This window comes from Microbacterium sp. Gd 4-13 (assembly GCF_003095395.1).
Classification (GTDB): Bacteria; Actinomycetota; Actinomycetes; order Actinomycetales; family Microbacteriaceae; genus Microbacterium.
This window is the reverse complement of the sequence record NZ_QEIJ01000006.1, coordinates 91,297-106,919: the sequence shown is the minus strand read 5'-3', so window position 1 is coordinate 106,919 and position 15,623 is coordinate 91,297. Positions and strand designations below refer to the sequence as shown.

Here is a 15,623-nt window from a genome sequence, read left to right as displayed (position 1 = left end):
CCGAGCCTAAGTAGAATGTGCTCCGGCACGGACCATGCACCCTGAGCCCCCAGGGAAGGAGTGACCGGTGACCATCACCGACACCGACACCAATTTCGAGACGAACGAGGCGATCCACGACGCCGCCCGGTCGGTGGAGCTGCTGCGACTCTCCGAGGCCCGTCTCTCTCGCAGACGACAGACCCACTGCGGTCCCAGCGAGAACGCCCGCGCGGCGATGCGATACATCCTCGAGCGAGCCGATGGCGGCGAGGGAGTCACGCCGAGTGAGATCGCGGCTCACCTCGGTGTCTCGGGCGCCTCGGTCACCGGCATGCTCGATCGATTGCACGCCGGAGGCATGATCGCGTTCGAAGCGCACCCTCGCGACCGGCGCAGCAAGCTGGTCGTTCCTTTCGACCGTTCGACGGACGCGGACGACGTCGACCCGGTGACGGCCAAGATCCGCCAGTTCGCCGGCGATCTCTCCCCCGAAGCGGCGGCCCAGATCGCCGACTTCCTCGAACGCGTGCGCGAGGTCGTCGACGCCGAGTGCGCCTGACAGCCGCGGCCGTCAGCCGACGACAGGCTCCGGCGGAGCGTCGGCGTCGGGCTCGGGCGTCACGGCCAGCCCGTTCGGGCTCCCGGCCTCGAGCATGAGCTGATCGACCCAGCGACGGTTGAGCGACGGCGGGCGGCTTCCGTAGAAGTGGAAGACCAACGGGATGGACGGATGGATCCAGATCGACCGCGAACCGCTTCCGTCGCCGGCGGCGAACTGGAACATGAACGACTCGTTCCGGCGCAGCTTGTTCATGAACACGATCCGCAGGTGAGACAACGCACGGTCCTCGATGTCGAAGGAATGACCCTGCGCGTTGTAAATCAGTTTGCCCACGATCACAGACTACCGCGCGCACCGACTTAACTAGTCAGGGCGGCGGCGGTGAACGATCTCCGGCGCGGCGCCATTTTTCACCCTCCCACGGCCTCGTGACGCTGTCCGCCCTTCCCGCGAGTTCACCGAGAATCGATGCACGAGAATCCACTTTTGTCCCCCGAACGGGGGACGCCGCCCGTATGATGGGCGGGACGGCCCGGCACCGGTCGTCAGCCCTCGCCGGCGTGTGACTTCGTCCACCCGACGGGGGCACTCTTTTTCCCTCCCGTCCGGATCGCACCGGTCGGCCCACCGCGAGTAGAGTCCCTTCTGATGGGTACCCCGACGTCTCGTCCGACGACGCGTCGACGGACAAAAAAGACCCTGCTGATCGCCGCCGCCGCGCTACTGGCCATCGGGCTCGTCGCTGTGATCGCGTTCGTCGGGATCAACGCGCAGACCTTCTTCCACGCGTTGGGCGCGCGTCCGCCCGCGGTCGGAACGACGATCGTGGCCCCGAGCGAGTCCAAGGCCGCCCGGTCGGCCGCCTCCCCGACCGGGCTGTCCGACGATGAGACCGCCGCGGCCACGTATCTCGCCGCGCAGCCGACCGCCTACTGGTTGACGCCCGAGCTCGACCCGATCGACGAGGTGTGGGACCGGATCGCGCATCTTGCCGACGAGGCACGCGATCAGGATGCTGCGCTCGCGGTCGTCGTCTACGGCCTGCCCGGGCGCGATTGCGGCAACCATTCCGCCGGCGGGCTCGACCCCGAGGCGTACGTCGAATGGACCGACCTCATCGGTCAAGCGCTGCGCAACGCCCAGGACGTGCAGAAGATCGTGATCCTCGAGCCCGACAGCCTCGCCCTCGCCCCCGACTGCGGCAACGTCGACGAGAGAGTCGTGCAGCTCTCCGGCGCCGCCGACCGGTTGGCCGGGATCGACACCTGGATCTACCTCGACGGCGGGCACTCCGACTGGCTGTCGGCGCAGCAGATGGCCGATCTGATCCGCCAGGTCGGCGTCGCCGACCGCGTGCGAGGCTTCGCCACGAACGTGTCGAACTACCAGTCCACGTCCGCCGAGTTCGACTACGCGCACGAGGTGGCTGCCCTCCTGGGAGGCAACGTGCACGCGATCGTCGACACGTCGCGAAACGGCGCCGGTCCGGCCGGCAGCGAGTGGTGCAATCCCGGAGGACGCCTGGTCGGAGACCCCGGAGGCACGTACGGCGACGACGTGGTCGACACGAACCTCTGGATCAAGCCGCCCGGCGAGAGCGACGGCACCTGCAACGGCGGCCCCGACGCCGGTGTGTGGTGGCCGGAGGGCTCCGCCGAGCTCACCCGCGACGTACGGTGAGGCTGTCACTGCCCCGCTCACGCCGTATGTACAAGTATGTAATGATAACGCTGGACCGAGCGGTGCCACCGGTCTGCGCGACTTCCGGTTCGCAGCATCCGCTCACCTGATAAGCCCGGAGAGCAGGGACATGAGCGATTCAGCGGACGTCAAGACCGCCGTCATCGTCGAGGACGATCCCGACATCCGGCACCTTCTCGTAGAGGTCCTCGAGTCGGCCGGCTTCTCGACCGTCTCGGTCGGCAACGGCATCGACGGGGTTCGGGCGGTCATCGCCTACCAGCCGTTGATCACCACCCTCGACGTGAACATGCCCGGCATCGACGGATTCGAGGCCGCCCGCCGCATCCGCGCGCAGAGCGACACCTACATCATCATGCTGACCGGCCTGGAGGACGAGGCCGACGTCGTGCTCGGACTCGGCGCAGGTGCCGACGAGTACGTCGTCAAGCCGTTCCGGCCGCGTGAACTCCGAGCGCGCATCGAAGCCCTCCTGCGCCGCCCCCGAGGCGGCGACACCCAGGCGACGACACCGCGACAGGACTCCGTCGGGCCCTCGTTCCCCGGCGCGCGTGCGACCGGTCACACGCAGTCGATCCCGATCGTGCGCAATGTCCCCGACGCCGCCTATCACCAGGCACCCACGGGGCAGCCCTCTGTCGCGGCATACGAGGAGCACCGCCTTCCGCCGACCGGCGCGATGCCCGGCTCCCCCGTCATCGTCCCGTCCTCGCACGGCCCCGCCTCCTACCCGCCCGCGGGTTCCGACGTGGCCGTCCGTCCGAGCGGCTCCGTCGCGCCGACCGGCGCGCACTGGGTGCTGCACCGAGACCTGCAGCTCGATCCCGAGACCCGCATCGTCTTGGTCGCCGGGCAAGAGATGGATCTGACCCGCACCGAGTTCGATCTGCTGGCGACGCTGCTCGAATCCAAGCGGCGCGTGCGCAGCAAGGCCGACCTCACCCTGGTCCTGAGGGGCGAGTCCTACGTGACGAGCTACTTCGTCGGCGACGCCGACAAGCGGGCGATCGAAGCGCACATGACGAACCTCCGCCGCAAGCTCGGCGACAACCCGGCCGCACCGCGCTACATCGAGACGGTGCGGGGAGTCGGCTACCGCCTCACGTCCGAGCTCACCTCGGCGTGATCCGCGCGCACCACGCAGAACGGATGCCTCGACCCTCCCCAGGGCCGAGGCATCCGTGTTTCTGACACGTCGGATTCGTGATCAGACCTTGTATCCGTGGTAGCGACGGACGAGCTTGAAGAACATTCCGAGGGTCTGGAGCACGGTCACGACGCCGACGATCGGCCAACCGATCCACAGGATCGTGGACTGGGCCATCGGGCCGATCAGCAACCAGACGATCGTCATCGCGATAGCGATGGCGACGAGCACGATGAGCGGCGTCCAGTGTCCGAGGCCGCCACCCTTCTCGGCCTTGGCCTGCATCGCCCAGTTGTCGACCTTCTTCCGCGAGAAGAAGCGGCTCCAGGAGCGGACGAAGTGACTGAGCCGCACCCACATGAACATCTCGGCGGGGAGGAAGGTCGCCGCGAAGAGCAGGTCGCGGCTGTTGCTGTCCTTCATCGTCCGCGCGATGCGCACGTTCAGCAGGATCGCCATCCCCGACGGGATGAGCCACCACGGCGAGAAGACGAAGGCGTTGATCGACAGCGAGCCCGCCAGCAGCGTCACGAAGGCGACGCGCACGAACAGGTTGGTGAGCATGCCGAAGTTCTCGAGCCAACGCAGACGCAGGTTCGGGTGGAGGGGCTGGCCCTTGGTGTCGCCCCGCTGGCCGGGCCACATGAGCTCGATCGCACCGTAGGTCCACTTGACCTGCTGCGCGTCGTAACCGGAGAGCGTGGTCATTCCGCCGACGTTCGCGCGAGCGTAGGGGCTGATTTTCGTGAGGTAGCCGGCGCTCTTGATCTGCAGCGAGAGCAGCGAGTCCTCGACCTCGGAGTCGCGCACCCAGGGAGAGTTCTGGTGGTTCTGCCGCATGGCTTCGCGCAGCGCGTGCGTGGAGAAGATCGAGAACTGCCCGCCCAGAACGGCCATGTTGCGTCCGCGCAGCAGGTTCTGGAGGTTGAAGGCCGCGAACTGCGTGCGCTGGCCGGCGATGAGGAACTTCGCGATAGCGCCCTTGATCGGGCGGTCGTCGATCGAGTAGATCGCCGAGATCCCACCGATGCGCGAATCGGCGACGGCTTCGCTCTCGAGGTACTCGACGGCCTGCGTGTCGGCGATGGTGTCGCCGTCGACGCCGAGCAGGTAGTCGTACCCCTCCACCAGCGAGTAACCGTAGTTGAGCGCGCCGACCTTCTTGTCGGGGTTCTTTCCGATGTCGTGCACGAAGACCTCGGTGAACTGCTCCCCGAGGTCGGTCGTGATCTCGTGCGGCCCGCTGTACTCGGAGGCGATCTTGACGGTCGCGTCGGAGGTGTTGTTGACGACGACGTGGATGACGTCGGGCACGCGGGTCTGCTTCAGGAGCGCCTCGATCACCTCGGCGATCGACTCCTCCTCGTTGTAGGCGGGGATGACGCACCCGATGGTGGAGCGGTGTCCGCCGTTGTCCTCGAGCACCGCGGAGAAGTCGTCGGCGAACCCGGCCGCCGAGTTCGCCTGGATGGGCTCGTGGGTGAACGAGGGGGGCGCGAACGCCTGCGTGGCGAGGGAGGTGCGCGTGTCGCTCATGGGGTGTCTTCCAATCGGATTCTTCGACCTTCCGGCCGAGACCCACTCTGGCGGACCCCCCTCAGGGAATCAGCGCGCGTACGTCACGCTTTCCCACAAGATTCCCTCAAGATCCCCTCGGTTCATCCCGCCGAGCCGGCGGGGTAGATCGCGATGGGCACGTACTGGTAGACCGTCTGCTGCGAGAAGGAGTTCTCGTCGTTGGCGCCGCCTTCGACCCAGATGTTCATTGCGAACTCCAGAGTGACGCCGTAGGTGTCGTTCGGCATCTGGCGCATCGTCGTCTCGGGAACGTGCAGGCCGCCCTGGAAGCTGTTCAGCAGCAGACCGCGGTCGGACCGGTTCGTGTCGGCCGGGACGAGCGTGCGCGGGTCGGCGCTGAACTGGAACGGGCTCTGCACCTGACCCGACGTCTGGGCGGTCTGCGACGTGATCGAGATCGCCGAGATGTAGACGCGGCGCTTCTGGGTGAGAACGGCCTTCTCGTCCACGCGCTGGTCGTACGCGTTGACGGCGAATCCGAACGTCTTCTCCCGATCGGTCGTCCATTCCTGGGTGCGCCGTGAGTCGACCGCCCACATGTCGAGCGTCACCTCGAGCCCGTCGGCGACCTCGGTCTTGAGCGAGACCGAGCCGTCGTAGGTGAACTGGGAGGCGAAGTCCATCGACTCCGACGGCTGCGGCTGCGGGGTGACGACCGCGCTCGGGGCGCTCGCGGGCTCGGCGATGCCTTGCACGTTGTTGAACGTGTCGACCAGCTGCGCGCACCCGGTGAGCGATAGCCCGGCAAGGGCGAGGGAGGCGACGACGGCCGCGGAGCGGACTTTCCGGCGCGAAGAAACACGGAGGCTCATGGGCCCACTCCTGAGGATGTGATGCGCGGGTGCGCGAAGGGTCGATTCGGCGACCATCACGCTGCGGGATGCAGGCCTCAGGGGGAGTCTGACCGGGGCGATGAGTCGGGAGCATACATCGGCCGGAGCAGAGACAGGATGGCGCGCAAGAGAATACACCACCGCCGTAGACTCACCGCATGGGTGCCGCGATTCGTCTTCCGGTGTCGTCGCCGGTCGACGTCGTGGAAGACCCAGACGACGCGTCTCCGAGCAGCCGCACGCGGTCGATCTGGCTGTTCCAGCTCGTCCTGGCGGCGAGCGTGATCGTCACGGTGATCGTGGTCGAAGCGCTTCAGCCTCGCCTGTTCGGTTCATGGACGTTCGCGGCCGGAGTGATCGCGATCGTCGTCTTGACGGTCGCGACCCTGGTCGTGCCTTGGCAGCGCGTGTCGCGCAACGCCGTCGTCGTCATGCCGTTCCTCGATCTGATCGGGATCGGATTGCTCGCGTACGACAGCGACATGCGCTTCGGTTTCTTCTGGGTGTTCCCGGTGACCTGGATCGCCTCCTACTACTCCCTCCTGCACCTCGGCGGGGCGCTCGGGACGGTCGGCGCGATCATCCTCATCGATGCCAGCGTGAACGGCCCCACGCCCTTCGCCGCGCTGCGGCTTCTCGTGGTGATGCTCTCGCTCACCTTCATCGGCCTCACCACCTACCTGACGGCCCGCCAGAACAACGCCTTCAAGAATCTCCTCCGCCGTCAGGCGTCCCGGCTTCAGAGCACGCTCCAGCGTGTCACCGGACAGGAGAGGCGCGTGTCCGAGATGCTGAACGGCCTCGACACCGGTATCGCTCGCCTGTCGTCGGATGGAGAGGTACTCGCCCTCAACGACACCTACGTCACGCTCTATGCCGTCGACCGCGACGACCCCAAGCGTCCGGGGGCGTCGGTGGAGTACGCGACCCTCCGCGGCGAGCCCCTGCCCGAGCCCGACCGGCCGTTCATGCGCGCGGCCCGGGGCGAGCAGTTCGAAGACGAGCGCGTCTGGCTCTACGACACGCACGGACAGTGGCACGCACTGTCGGCATCGACGCGTCGCCTCACCTCGAACGCCGACGAGCCGGCCACGACGCTCCTCATCGTCCACGACGTCACAGCCCTGATCGAGGCGGAGCGCGCGCGGGAGCACATCGCGACGGTCGTCTCGCACGAACTCCGCAACCCCCTCACGGCGATCATCGGTCACGCCGACCTGCTCCTGGACCACGACGACCTCCCGGCCCGCGTCCGGGAGCAGATCGAAGTCATCGACAACGCCGGCCAGCGCATGCAGAAGCTGATCTCCGAGATCCTCGCGGGCTCCCGCGCGCGATCGGACGAGTCGAGCACTCAGACCTCCGCCGACGTGCGTCGCATCATCGATGCATCCGTCCAATCCTTCCGCCCGGCCTCCGACGGGCGTCGCATCGCGATCCTGGTCGACGCGCCCGACCACCTCCCCCACGTGGGTGACGCGTTCCGGTTGCGGCAGGCGTTCGACAACATCCTCAGCAACGCGATCAAGTACACGCCCGGCGGCGGGACGGTGCGCATCAGCGCGGCGAAGACCGACGACCGCCTCGTCGTGGCGTTCGCCGACACCGGCGTCGGCATCTCGCCCGCCGACCTGCCGCGCATCTTCGACCCGTACTTCCGCACGCAGTCCGCGCGCGAGAGCCCCACGCCGGGCACGGGACTGGGAATGGGCATCGTTCGCGACATCATCGAGCAGCAGGGCGGTACGCTCGACGTGGACAGCGAGCAGGGAACCGGCACCACCGTGACGGTCTCGCTGCCGGTCGTGACAGAGGCATAAACGGGGTTCTTCATGGGGTCGATCGCCGTCGCCAACCTCGGCGTCGCCCAGGCGGTCGTCGCATCGTTGGGCACCGTGATGATCGTCGGTCTCGGGTTCCTGCAGCGCCCGTCGCGGTCGTCGCTGCTGTGGTCGCTCGCCTTCATCCTCGCCATGGTCAGCACCTGGGTCACCCTCGCGGGCGAGGCATTGGCGCTCGAGGGGCTGCGGCGTCTGGGCCTCGGCCTCATGCTCGGAGCCCCGGCACTCATCTGGTCGGGCTTCCGCGCCCGACGCCGGGTGCGCGCGTTCCCGTGGATCGCCGCCGTGCTGGCGGCCGTGTGCGCCGTGATCCTCATCGTGCTGACCGACCCCCAGGCGTACAGCCTCGGGTTCCGCACGGTGTTCCTCGCCTCGAGCGTCTTCGCCGCGCTCACCGTCGTCGAGATCCAGCGCTCCCCCGACCGGCACGAAAGGCTCGTGCTCCCCCTGCTGCTGGTCTCGTCCGCGTTCGTGGTGCTGGGCGTGTTCTCCCTTCTGGCGGGTCTGATCTCCTCCCCCGGCACCGTCGAGGACCTCGCACTCGTGCGACTTCTGAATTCGCTCGGGATGCTGGTGTACCTCGTGTGCGTGACCGTCACCCTCCTGTTCTTCACCTCGGTGTCGAGCGCGGGCGTTCAGACGGCCCGGTCGTGGACGCAATTCGCGGTCGCCGCCACCGACCGTCTCGCGCGCGCCCGCGCGGCCGGCGAGACCAGCTGGGTGCTGCTGTCGGTGCAGATCGACGACCCCGACGAGATCCGCGCGGCCGCCGGCGAAGCATCCTTCTCCCGCATCGCCGAACGATTCGACTATGCCGTCGTCTCCTCGTTCCCCGCCGAAGCCGACATCGGACGCGAGGGGCGGGGCCGCCTGGTCGTGCTGACCGCGCGACCCGGTCCCGTGATCCGCGAGCACATGCGCACCCTGCTGCGCGAGGTGTCGACCATCGACGCCGCCCAGCAGATCTCCGTGCAGCTGTCGGCCAGCATCGGATGGGCCCCGGCCGACGTCGTCGGTTACGACTTCCCCGCCCTGCTCACCGCGGCGCAGCAGGCGTCCGCCGAGGCATCCGCGCTCGGTGGCGACCGATGGCAGCGGATCGGCGCCTGACTACTCCGCGCCGCCCGCGATGGCGACGGTGAGCGTGTCGGTCGCGGTCTGCTTCGCGTACTCGCTCGACGTCGGCGTCGTCTGCACGAGGTACTCGTACGTGAACTGCAGGGTGACGAAGGTCGCGCCGTCGGGCACCTCGCCCACGTTGAACGTCTGCGAGTAGCTGTAGGGGTCGAGCACGGGATATCCGGGGCTCACCGTCGACTGATCGACCTGCGCGGTCAGCGGCGCGAACGACTCCGTCGCGTTGCCGGGCACCGCGATCATCGACGCACGTTGCAGATAGACCTGCTGGCCGTCGTTCGGCGTGACGGTGGTCACCATCGAGAGCTGGATCGGCTTCAGCGCCGTCGCCGTCCACCTGTCCATCGACAGGGTCGACCAGTAGTTCACCTCGGCGGCGACCGATCCCGCCTGGATCTTGCGCTCGGTCGATCCGCTCGAGAGGTCGTTGGGCACCGGCTGCGGGGCCACCGACTGCGTCGGGGAGGGCGACGTCGAGACCGCCGGCTCGTCCGTGCCGTCCACCGCCCAGGGCGGGGTCCCGCAGGCCGTCATCACGAGCGCGGCCGTCAGCGCGAGGGCGCCCGCACCCACGGTGCGGCGTCGATTCGAACCAAACATGTGCGGCCTCTCCCTGGATGACTGCGATTCTATCCGCGGGGGGATGAACCACCCGTGACCGCCTAGGGTGATCGGGTGAGCGCATCGACTCCCGACGCCCCCCGGAGCCTGCCGGGTCGCATCGTCGCCTGGACGCTGGCGGCGATCCTCGCCCTCGCGGTCCTCGGGGCACTGTGGATCGGCGTGCGCGGCGTGATGGCCTACGGGCACCTGACCGACGCTCAGGATGCGGCGGCCGAGGTCGCCGCCCGTCTGAACGACCCCGCCGCGGCCGCCGAGGCCATCGCCGGTATCTCCGGCGACACGGCGCACGCACGCGCTCTCACGAGCGACCCGATCTGGCGGGCCGCCGAATCCCTGCCGTGGATCGGTGCGCAGCTGTCGGCGGTGTCGACGGTGACCGCCGCCGTCGACGACGTCGCGAGCTCGGCGCTCACCCCGCTGGCCGAGGTCGCGTCGTCGTTCTCGGTCGATGCCATCCGCCCCCGGGACGGCGCGATCGACATCTCGCTCTTCACTTCGCTCGCGCCCGCGGCGCGTACCGGTGCCGACGAGATCGGCGCCGCCGCAGCATCCGTCGGTTCGATCGACACGTCGCGGTTGATCGGCCCCCTGCGGGAGCCGATCCTCCAGGCGCAGGAGCTTCTCGAGACGACCACGGCCGGCGCCGAGGCCCTCGCCCGCGCGACCGAGCTCATGCCCGCCATGCTCGGCGCCGACGGGCCCCGCAACTACCTCGTGATCTTCCAGAACAACGCCGAGTGGCGCTCGCAGGGCGGCATCGTCGGCGCGATGGCCGTGATCAGCACCGACGGCGGGCGGATGTCGCTCTCCGCGCAGGGGTCGTCGGGCGACTTCCGGCGGTACGACGCGCCGGTGGTGCCGTTGTCGCCCGAACTCCTCGGCGTGTACGGCGAGCGCCCCGGGCTCTACATACAGAACGCCACCCAGGTGGCCGACTTCGCGCTCACCGGGCAGATCGCCAAGGAGATGTGGGCGCGCGAGTTCGGCACGCAGGTCGACGGCGTCATCTCCCTCGATCCGGTCGCCCTGTCGTACCTGCTGGCGGCGACGGGTCCGATCACCCTGCCGACCGGTGACGTGCTGACCAGCGACAACGCGGTCGACCTCCTCCTCAACGGCGTGTACCAGCGGTACGAACGACCCGCAGACCAGGACGCCTTCTTCCAGGCAGCCGCGGCCGAGGTCTTCTCGGCACTGTCGTCGGGCGCCGCCGAGCCCCGCCCCCTCCTCGAGGCCCTCGCGCGAGCGGGCGACGAGAACCGCCTGCTGCTGTGGAGCGCACGGAACGATGACCAGGCGATCCTCGACGCGACGACGCTGCAGGGCGGGCTGCCGGTGACCGACGCGCAGCAGACGGCGTTCGGCGTGTACCTCAACGACGGCACCGGCTCGAAGATGGACTACTACCTGACCGCTGACGCGGGTGCGGGGTGGTGCACCGGCGTCGACGGCGAATCGACCGCGGAGGCGGTCGTCATGATTCGCAACGACGCACCGGCCGATGCGGCGAGCCTGCCGACGTACATCACCGGCGGGGGCAGCTTCGGCGTACCGGAGGGATCGGCGCGCTCGGTCGCCTACGTCTACCTGCCCTCCGGGGCCGAGCTCGTCTCGAGCGAGGCCTCGAACGCCGGTGGTACGCCGGTTTTCGGCGGTGGTTTCGATTCGGGCCGCCAGGTGATCTCGTGGACGAGCGAGCTCGCCCCCGGCGAGGAGGCAACCCTGCGCGTGCGGGTGAAGACGCCGCAGACCTCGCAGTTGGCCATGCACATAACACCGACTGTTAACACGAATGAAACGCCGCGAGTTGCAACTACCTGTGAGTAGCCTCGATAATCGTTTATAGGGGACCCTCAGGATCCACCTCCACCGTCGTTCCCCTGCCTTGCACAACGCTGCGAATCCGCGGCGACATGCTGACCAAGAGACAGGTGCCCCCCATGAAAAATAGTTTTGCGAAGGTAGCCGCGGTGATCACACTCGCCGCCGCCGCCACATTCGTTCCGCTCGCTGCCCAGGCCTACCCCACCGGTGACGAGGCGGGTGTCTCCAGCCCCACCGTCACGCCCGGAGGAACCGTCGAGTTCACCGTGGCCGACGACACGTTCGCTCCGGGCGAGCCCGTGACGATCACCCTGACCGGCGAGAACGCGTCGGGCGCGAGCCTGGCCGCTATCAAGATGGCCGTCGAAACCGCCACGCTCGGAACCGTCACGGCCGCGGCCGACGGTTCGATCAGCACCGGCATCACCTTCCCCGCCAACGCGTCGGGCGTCTACACGATCACCGCCACGTCGCCCTCGGTTCCGGCGGGCGTGAGCGTCAGCGTGTCGGCCGCAGCGGCTGGTGGCGGCACCGGCGGTTCCAACGCCGGTGGCAGCCTGCCGGCCACCGGTATGGACTCCGGCTCGCTCCTCGGCCTCTGGGTCGGCGGCGGCGCGCTCGTCCTCGCCGGTGGTGCCGTCGCGGTCGGTGCAGCAGTGCACCGCCAGCGCAAGCACGCCGCGTAAGACACAGCGGTTCGCAGAGAGGGTCGTCCGGAAACGGACGGCCCTTTCTCGTTGCCGCGGTCAGTCCGCGTCGTCGCCGACGGGGGTGTGGGAGTCGGACACCTTCGCGGTGATCAGGATCGGGAGGTGGTCCGACAACCCCTGGGGCAGGGTGCGGATGCGCTCGATGTCGAAGCCGGAGGACGTCGCGAAGTCGTAGTGCCCCCGGAAGAACCGGTACCGGGTGTACGTGCGCGAGTCGCTGAGGGTCAACTCGTACCCCTGCGCACGGATCTTCTGCCCCAGGTACTCCTTGAAGACGGGGTAGTTGTAGTCGCCGACCATGAGCGTCGGCAGCCCCTCCCCCAGGTTCTGCAGGGCCGACAGCGCCGTGCGGATCTGGTGACGCCGCAGCGAGTTCAGCGCCGTCAGCGGCGCCGCGTGGAACGACGCCACGATGATCTCGCGTCCGTGGTCGATGTCGAACAGCCGCACGGCCAGCATCCGCTCCTCGGCGGGCTTGAGCACATAGTCGTGCAGAGACTTCTTCAATGCGAGGGAGCGCACCTCGACGGCGCGGAAGGTGTTCGCCCGGTAGTACACCGCCAGACCGAGTCGGTTGCGCTGCGTCGCTTCTGCGAGACGGAGGCCGGCGATCTCGGCGGGCAGGCCGGTCCTGTCGCACTCCTGCAGGCAGAGGACATCGGCCCCGTGGGCCTCGACGAGCTCGGCGAGCTCGGTGGCCGCGCGGTGCTTGCGCAGGTTGTAGGAGATGACCTTCATAGCGGGTCCAGCCTAGGCACACGATCTATGGGGGCCTGCCAGGTTGACACCGGCTCGCCGTCGATCGACGCGACGCTCACTCCTGGTCTCGCCGGCGACGCGTCTGCTCGGCTCGATCGGCGAGCAGGTCGGCCGCCGGATAACCCACCTCGGTGAGCGTCAGGCCCCGGGCGGCGAGCACCTTCGTCTCGCTCGTGCGCACCGCCCCGTCGCGGATCGACACCACGTCGTCGACGCTCAGCCGCCCCTCCCCGACGGCGACGCAGGCCCCCACGAGGGCGCGCACCATGCTGTGGCAGAACGCGTCCGCCCTCACGTGCGCGAGAAGCACCCCGTCGTCGGTGCGGCGCCAGTCGAACTCGAGCAGGGTGCGGATCGTCGTCGCCTCGTCCCGCGGCTTGCAGTACGCCGCGAAATCGTGGAGTCCGATGAGCGAGCGCGCCGCAGCATCCATGCTCCCGACGTCGAGCGCACCTCGGACGGTCGTCGTGCGCAGCCGTTCCAGCGGTTCGTACCGAGCGACACCGTCGGCGATCCGATACTCGTAGCGACGCCAGACGGCCGAGAACCGCGCGTCGAATCCCTCGGGCGCGACCGCGGTCGACCGGACGGTCACGTCGGGGTAGGCGCCGAGCACGCCGCGCACACGCCCCGACAGTGCCGTCGCGGCTTCGTCGGGCTCGACTGCCTCCGCCCCCCGCCCCCGCGGAAGGCGGCGCACCTGCTCGGGATCGAGGTCGAGGTGGGCGACCTGGCCGGTGGCGTGCACGCCGGCATCGGTCCGCCCCGCGACGACGAGCCGCGGCGCGCCGCCGACGATGCGTGCGAGCGCGTCTTCGAGCGTCCCCTGCACGGTGCGAAGACCGGGCTGTCGAGCCCATCCGCGGAATGCGGTGCCGTCGTAGGCGATGTCGAGACGGATCCGCACCGCCCCAGCCTATGCGTCCCGCGCGCCTGTTTAGACTGGCATGTCCGCGAGTCTCGGAGCCTCCCCCCGCCCATGACAGATCGTCCGCCACGCCCTGCCCGCTATGCGGGTCTCGACGGCATGCGTGCCATCGCCGTCGCCCTTGTCATCGTCTACCACCTCTTCCCGGGGTGGGTCTTCGCGGGCGGTTTCGTCGGCGTCGACGTGTTCTTCGTCATCAGCGGGTTCCTGATCACCTCGCTCCTGCTCGTCGAGCACCGGGCGGCGGGCCGCATCGACCTGCGCGCCTTCTGGACGCGCCGCGCGAGGCGGCTGGCGCCCGCGCTCCTGCTCGTGGTGACCGTCTGCGCGAGCGTGGCCTGGCTCGTCGGAGGCGACGTGCTCGCGCGCATGGGGGCGCAGATCCTCGGCGCGGTGACCTTCAGCTACAACTGGGTGTCGATCGCCGGGGGCTCCGACTACTTCGCCGCGACGTCGCCCGAGCTCTTCCGCAATCTCTGGTCACTCGCCGTCGAGGAGCAGTTCTACGTGCTGTGGCCGGTGGTGCTTCCCCTCCTGCTGCTCGTGCGCTCCCGCGTGGTGCGGGTCGCGGTCGTGCTCCTGGCCGCCGGCGCGTCGGCGGCCTGGATGGCGCAGGTCATCGGCGGCGGCGATCTCACGCGCGCCTACTTCGGCACCGACACCCACGCGTTCGGCATCCTCATCGGCGTCGCTCTGGCTCTCGTCCTGCGGGCGGCCCTCGCCGAACCACCGTCGTGGATGCTGCGACGTCGCGCGACGACGCTCGTCGGTTCCGCCGGCGTGGTGGCCCTCGCCGCGCTCCTCGTCGTGGCCGCCCTCCCCGCCGCCGATTCCGCGGCGACGTTCCCGGGCGCGATGCTCGCCGCGAGCCTGCTCACCGCCGTGGTCATCACCGCCGCGACCTGGCCGGGCGCGCCTCTCGGCCGATGCCTCGACGTCGCGCCGCTGCGGTGGGTCGGCGACCGCTCCTACGGTCTCTACCTGTGGCACTGGCCCGTGCTCGTGCTCCTCGCCGCCACGTCGGGCGCGACACCCGCCGAGGTGCCGCTGACCATCGCCGTGGTCACGCTCGTCGTCACCGTCGTCGCGGCTGAGCTGTCGTACCGACTGTGGGAGACCCCCGTGCGCCGCCGAGGCTTCCGAGGCGCGGCACGGGCCGCGTGGGGCGCGCTGAGAGGCTCCCCACAGCGCCGCCTGCGCGCGGTGGCCGCCGCAGGCGCTCTGCTTCTCATGCTCGGGGGAACGACGGCCGCCATCGCGGCAGCCCCCGCCGAGACCTCCGCCGAATCCGCGGTGCGGGCGGGAATCGATGCCCTCAACGACGCGCAAGGCACTCAGCCCGACGCCACGCCGACGGCCGACCCCCTCCCCGTGCCGACGCCGGTGCCCACGCCCGTCGGAGGCACCGAGATCACCGCCGTGGGCGACTCCGTCATGCTCGCCTCCGCGCCCGCGCTGGTCGATCGCTTCCCCGGAATCCAGGTGGATGCGGCGGTGTCGCGCTCGATGTATGCCGGCCCGGGCATTCTCGAGCAGCTCGCCTCCGCCGGTCAGCTGCGCCGCTACGTCGTCGTCGCTCTCGGCACCAACGGGGCGATCGACCGCGCCACGCTCGACGAGATCGAGCGGATCGTCGGACCCGACCGCGAGCTCGTCGTCGTGAACGCCCACGCGCCACGCGACTGGATCGCGGGCGTCAACTCCGAGCTGCAGACCTTCGCCGCCGACTACCCCACCGTCGAGCTCGCCGACTGGTCGGGGGCGATCGGCGCGCACGAGGATCTTCTCGCCGGCGATCGGATCCACCCCGAATCCGCGGGAGGACGCATCTTCGCCGACACGGTCGGCGCGGCCGTCGACACCGCCCAGAAGGACCGGCTCGACCGCCAGTACGCCCTCGACCTGCGGAGCTACGAGCTCAACCGACGCCTGCTCGGCAGCAACTGAGCCGGGAACGCGGAACGGCCCGCGCATCTCGCGATACGCGGGCCGTTCGA

14 protein-coding genes are annotated in these 15,623 nt (G+C 69.2%); 8 read left to right on the top strand and 6 right to left on the bottom strand.

The features are described from left to right. Positions 1–67: 67 nt before the first annotated feature. Positions 68–541: a MarR family transcriptional regulator gene (locus tag DEA06_RS12465; protein ID WP_116648325.1), complete on the top strand. Its 474-nt coding sequence runs from the start codon at positions 68–70 to the stop codon at positions 539–541. A gap of 12 nt (positions 542–553) precedes the next feature. Here DEA06_RS12465 and DEA06_RS12460 read toward each other — a convergent pair whose 3' ends face one another. Then, the gene (locus tag DEA06_RS12460; protein ID WP_116648386.1) at positions 554–877 is read right to left on the bottom strand and encodes an ATP-dependent DNA ligase; all 324 of its coding nucleotides are present in this window, start codon (positions 875–877) and stop codon (positions 554–556) included. Between the two features lie 315 nt (positions 878–1,192). Between DEA06_RS12460 and DEA06_RS12455 the strand changes: the two genes are divergently transcribed. Together DEA06_RS12455 and DEA06_RS12450 are read left to right on the top strand one after the other, a co-directional pair. Next, positions 1,193–2,224: a glycoside hydrolase family 6 protein gene (locus tag DEA06_RS12455; RefSeq protein WP_116648324.1), complete on the top strand. Its 1,032-nt coding sequence runs from the start codon at positions 1,193–1,195 to the stop codon at positions 2,222–2,224. 130 nt (positions 2,225–2,354) lie between these two features. Continuing rightward, positions 2,355–3,371, top strand: a complete 1,017-nt coding sequence (locus DEA06_RS12450) for a response regulator transcription factor (RefSeq protein ID WP_116648323.1) — start codon at positions 2,355–2,357, stop codon at positions 3,369–3,371. 81 nt (positions 3,372–3,452) lie between these two features. Here the strand turns inward: DEA06_RS12450 and DEA06_RS12445 are convergent, their stop codons facing one another. Together DEA06_RS12445 and DEA06_RS12440 are read right to left on the bottom strand one after the other, a co-directional pair. Further along, a complete protein-coding gene (locus DEA06_RS12445; RefSeq protein ID WP_116648322.1) occupies positions 3,453–4,928 on the bottom strand; it encodes a glycosyltransferase family 2 protein in 1,476 nt (491 codons plus the stop codon). A 122-nt stretch (positions 4,929–5,050) separates the two neighbouring features. Then, positions 5,051–5,782, bottom strand: a complete 732-nt coding sequence (locus DEA06_RS12440) for a fructose 1,6-bisphosphatase (RefSeq protein WP_116648321.1) — start codon at positions 5,780–5,782, stop codon at positions 5,051–5,053. A 179-nt stretch (positions 5,783–5,961) separates the two neighbouring features. On the opposite strand from DEA06_RS12440, the gene DEA06_RS12435 reads away from it, so the two are divergent. Together DEA06_RS12435 and DEA06_RS12430 are read left to right on the top strand one after the other, a co-directional pair. Next, positions 5,962–7,623: a PAS domain-containing sensor histidine kinase gene (locus DEA06_RS12435; RefSeq protein ID WP_116648320.1), complete on the top strand. Its 1,662-nt coding sequence runs from the start codon at positions 5,962–5,964 to the stop codon at positions 7,621–7,623. Between the two features lie 12 nt (positions 7,624–7,635). Then, the gene (locus DEA06_RS12430; RefSeq protein ID WP_116648319.1) at positions 7,636–8,754 is read left to right on the top strand and encodes a hypothetical protein; all 1,119 of its coding nucleotides are present in this window, start codon (positions 7,636–7,638) and stop codon (positions 8,752–8,754) included. On the opposite strand, the gene DEA06_RS12425 is transcribed toward DEA06_RS12430, so the two are convergent. Then, a complete protein-coding gene (locus DEA06_RS12425; protein WP_240606934.1) occupies positions 8,755–9,381 on the bottom strand; it encodes a hypothetical protein in 627 nt (208 codons plus the stop codon). Positions 9,382–9,456: 75 nt separating this feature from the next. Between DEA06_RS12425 and DEA06_RS12420 the strand changes: the two genes are divergently transcribed. After that, entirely contained in the window at positions 9,457–11,232 is a 1,776-nt protein-coding gene (locus DEA06_RS12420; RefSeq protein WP_240606933.1) for a DUF4012 domain-containing protein, read from the top strand. Between the two features lie 143 nt (positions 11,233–11,375). After that, a complete protein-coding gene (locus DEA06_RS12415; protein WP_240606932.1) occupies positions 11,376–11,915 on the top strand; it encodes an LPXTG cell wall anchor domain-containing protein in 540 nt (179 codons plus the stop codon). 60 nt (positions 11,916–11,975) lie between these two features. Here DEA06_RS12415 and DEA06_RS12410 read toward each other — a convergent pair whose 3' ends face one another. Both DEA06_RS12410 and truA read right to left on the bottom strand, forming a co-directional pair. Then, positions 11,976–12,677: an endonuclease/exonuclease/phosphatase family protein gene (locus tag DEA06_RS12410; protein ID WP_116648317.1), complete on the bottom strand. Its 702-nt coding sequence runs from the start codon at positions 12,675–12,677 to the stop codon at positions 11,976–11,978. Positions 12,678–12,753: 76 nt separating this feature from the next. After that, positions 12,754–13,605 carry a tRNA pseudouridine(38-40) synthase TruA gene (truA, locus tag DEA06_RS12405; protein WP_116648316.1) on the bottom strand — a complete coding sequence of 284 codons (852 nt, stop codon included), beginning with the start codon at positions 13,603–13,605 and terminating at the stop codon, positions 12,754–12,756. A 72-nt stretch (positions 13,606–13,677) separates the two neighbouring features. On the opposite strand from truA, the gene DEA06_RS12400 reads away from it, so the two are divergent. Further along, entirely contained in the window at positions 13,678–15,573 is a 1,896-nt protein-coding gene (locus tag DEA06_RS12400; protein WP_116648315.1) for an acyltransferase family protein, read from the top strand. The last annotated feature ends 50 nt before the right edge of the window (positions 15,574–15,623 follow it).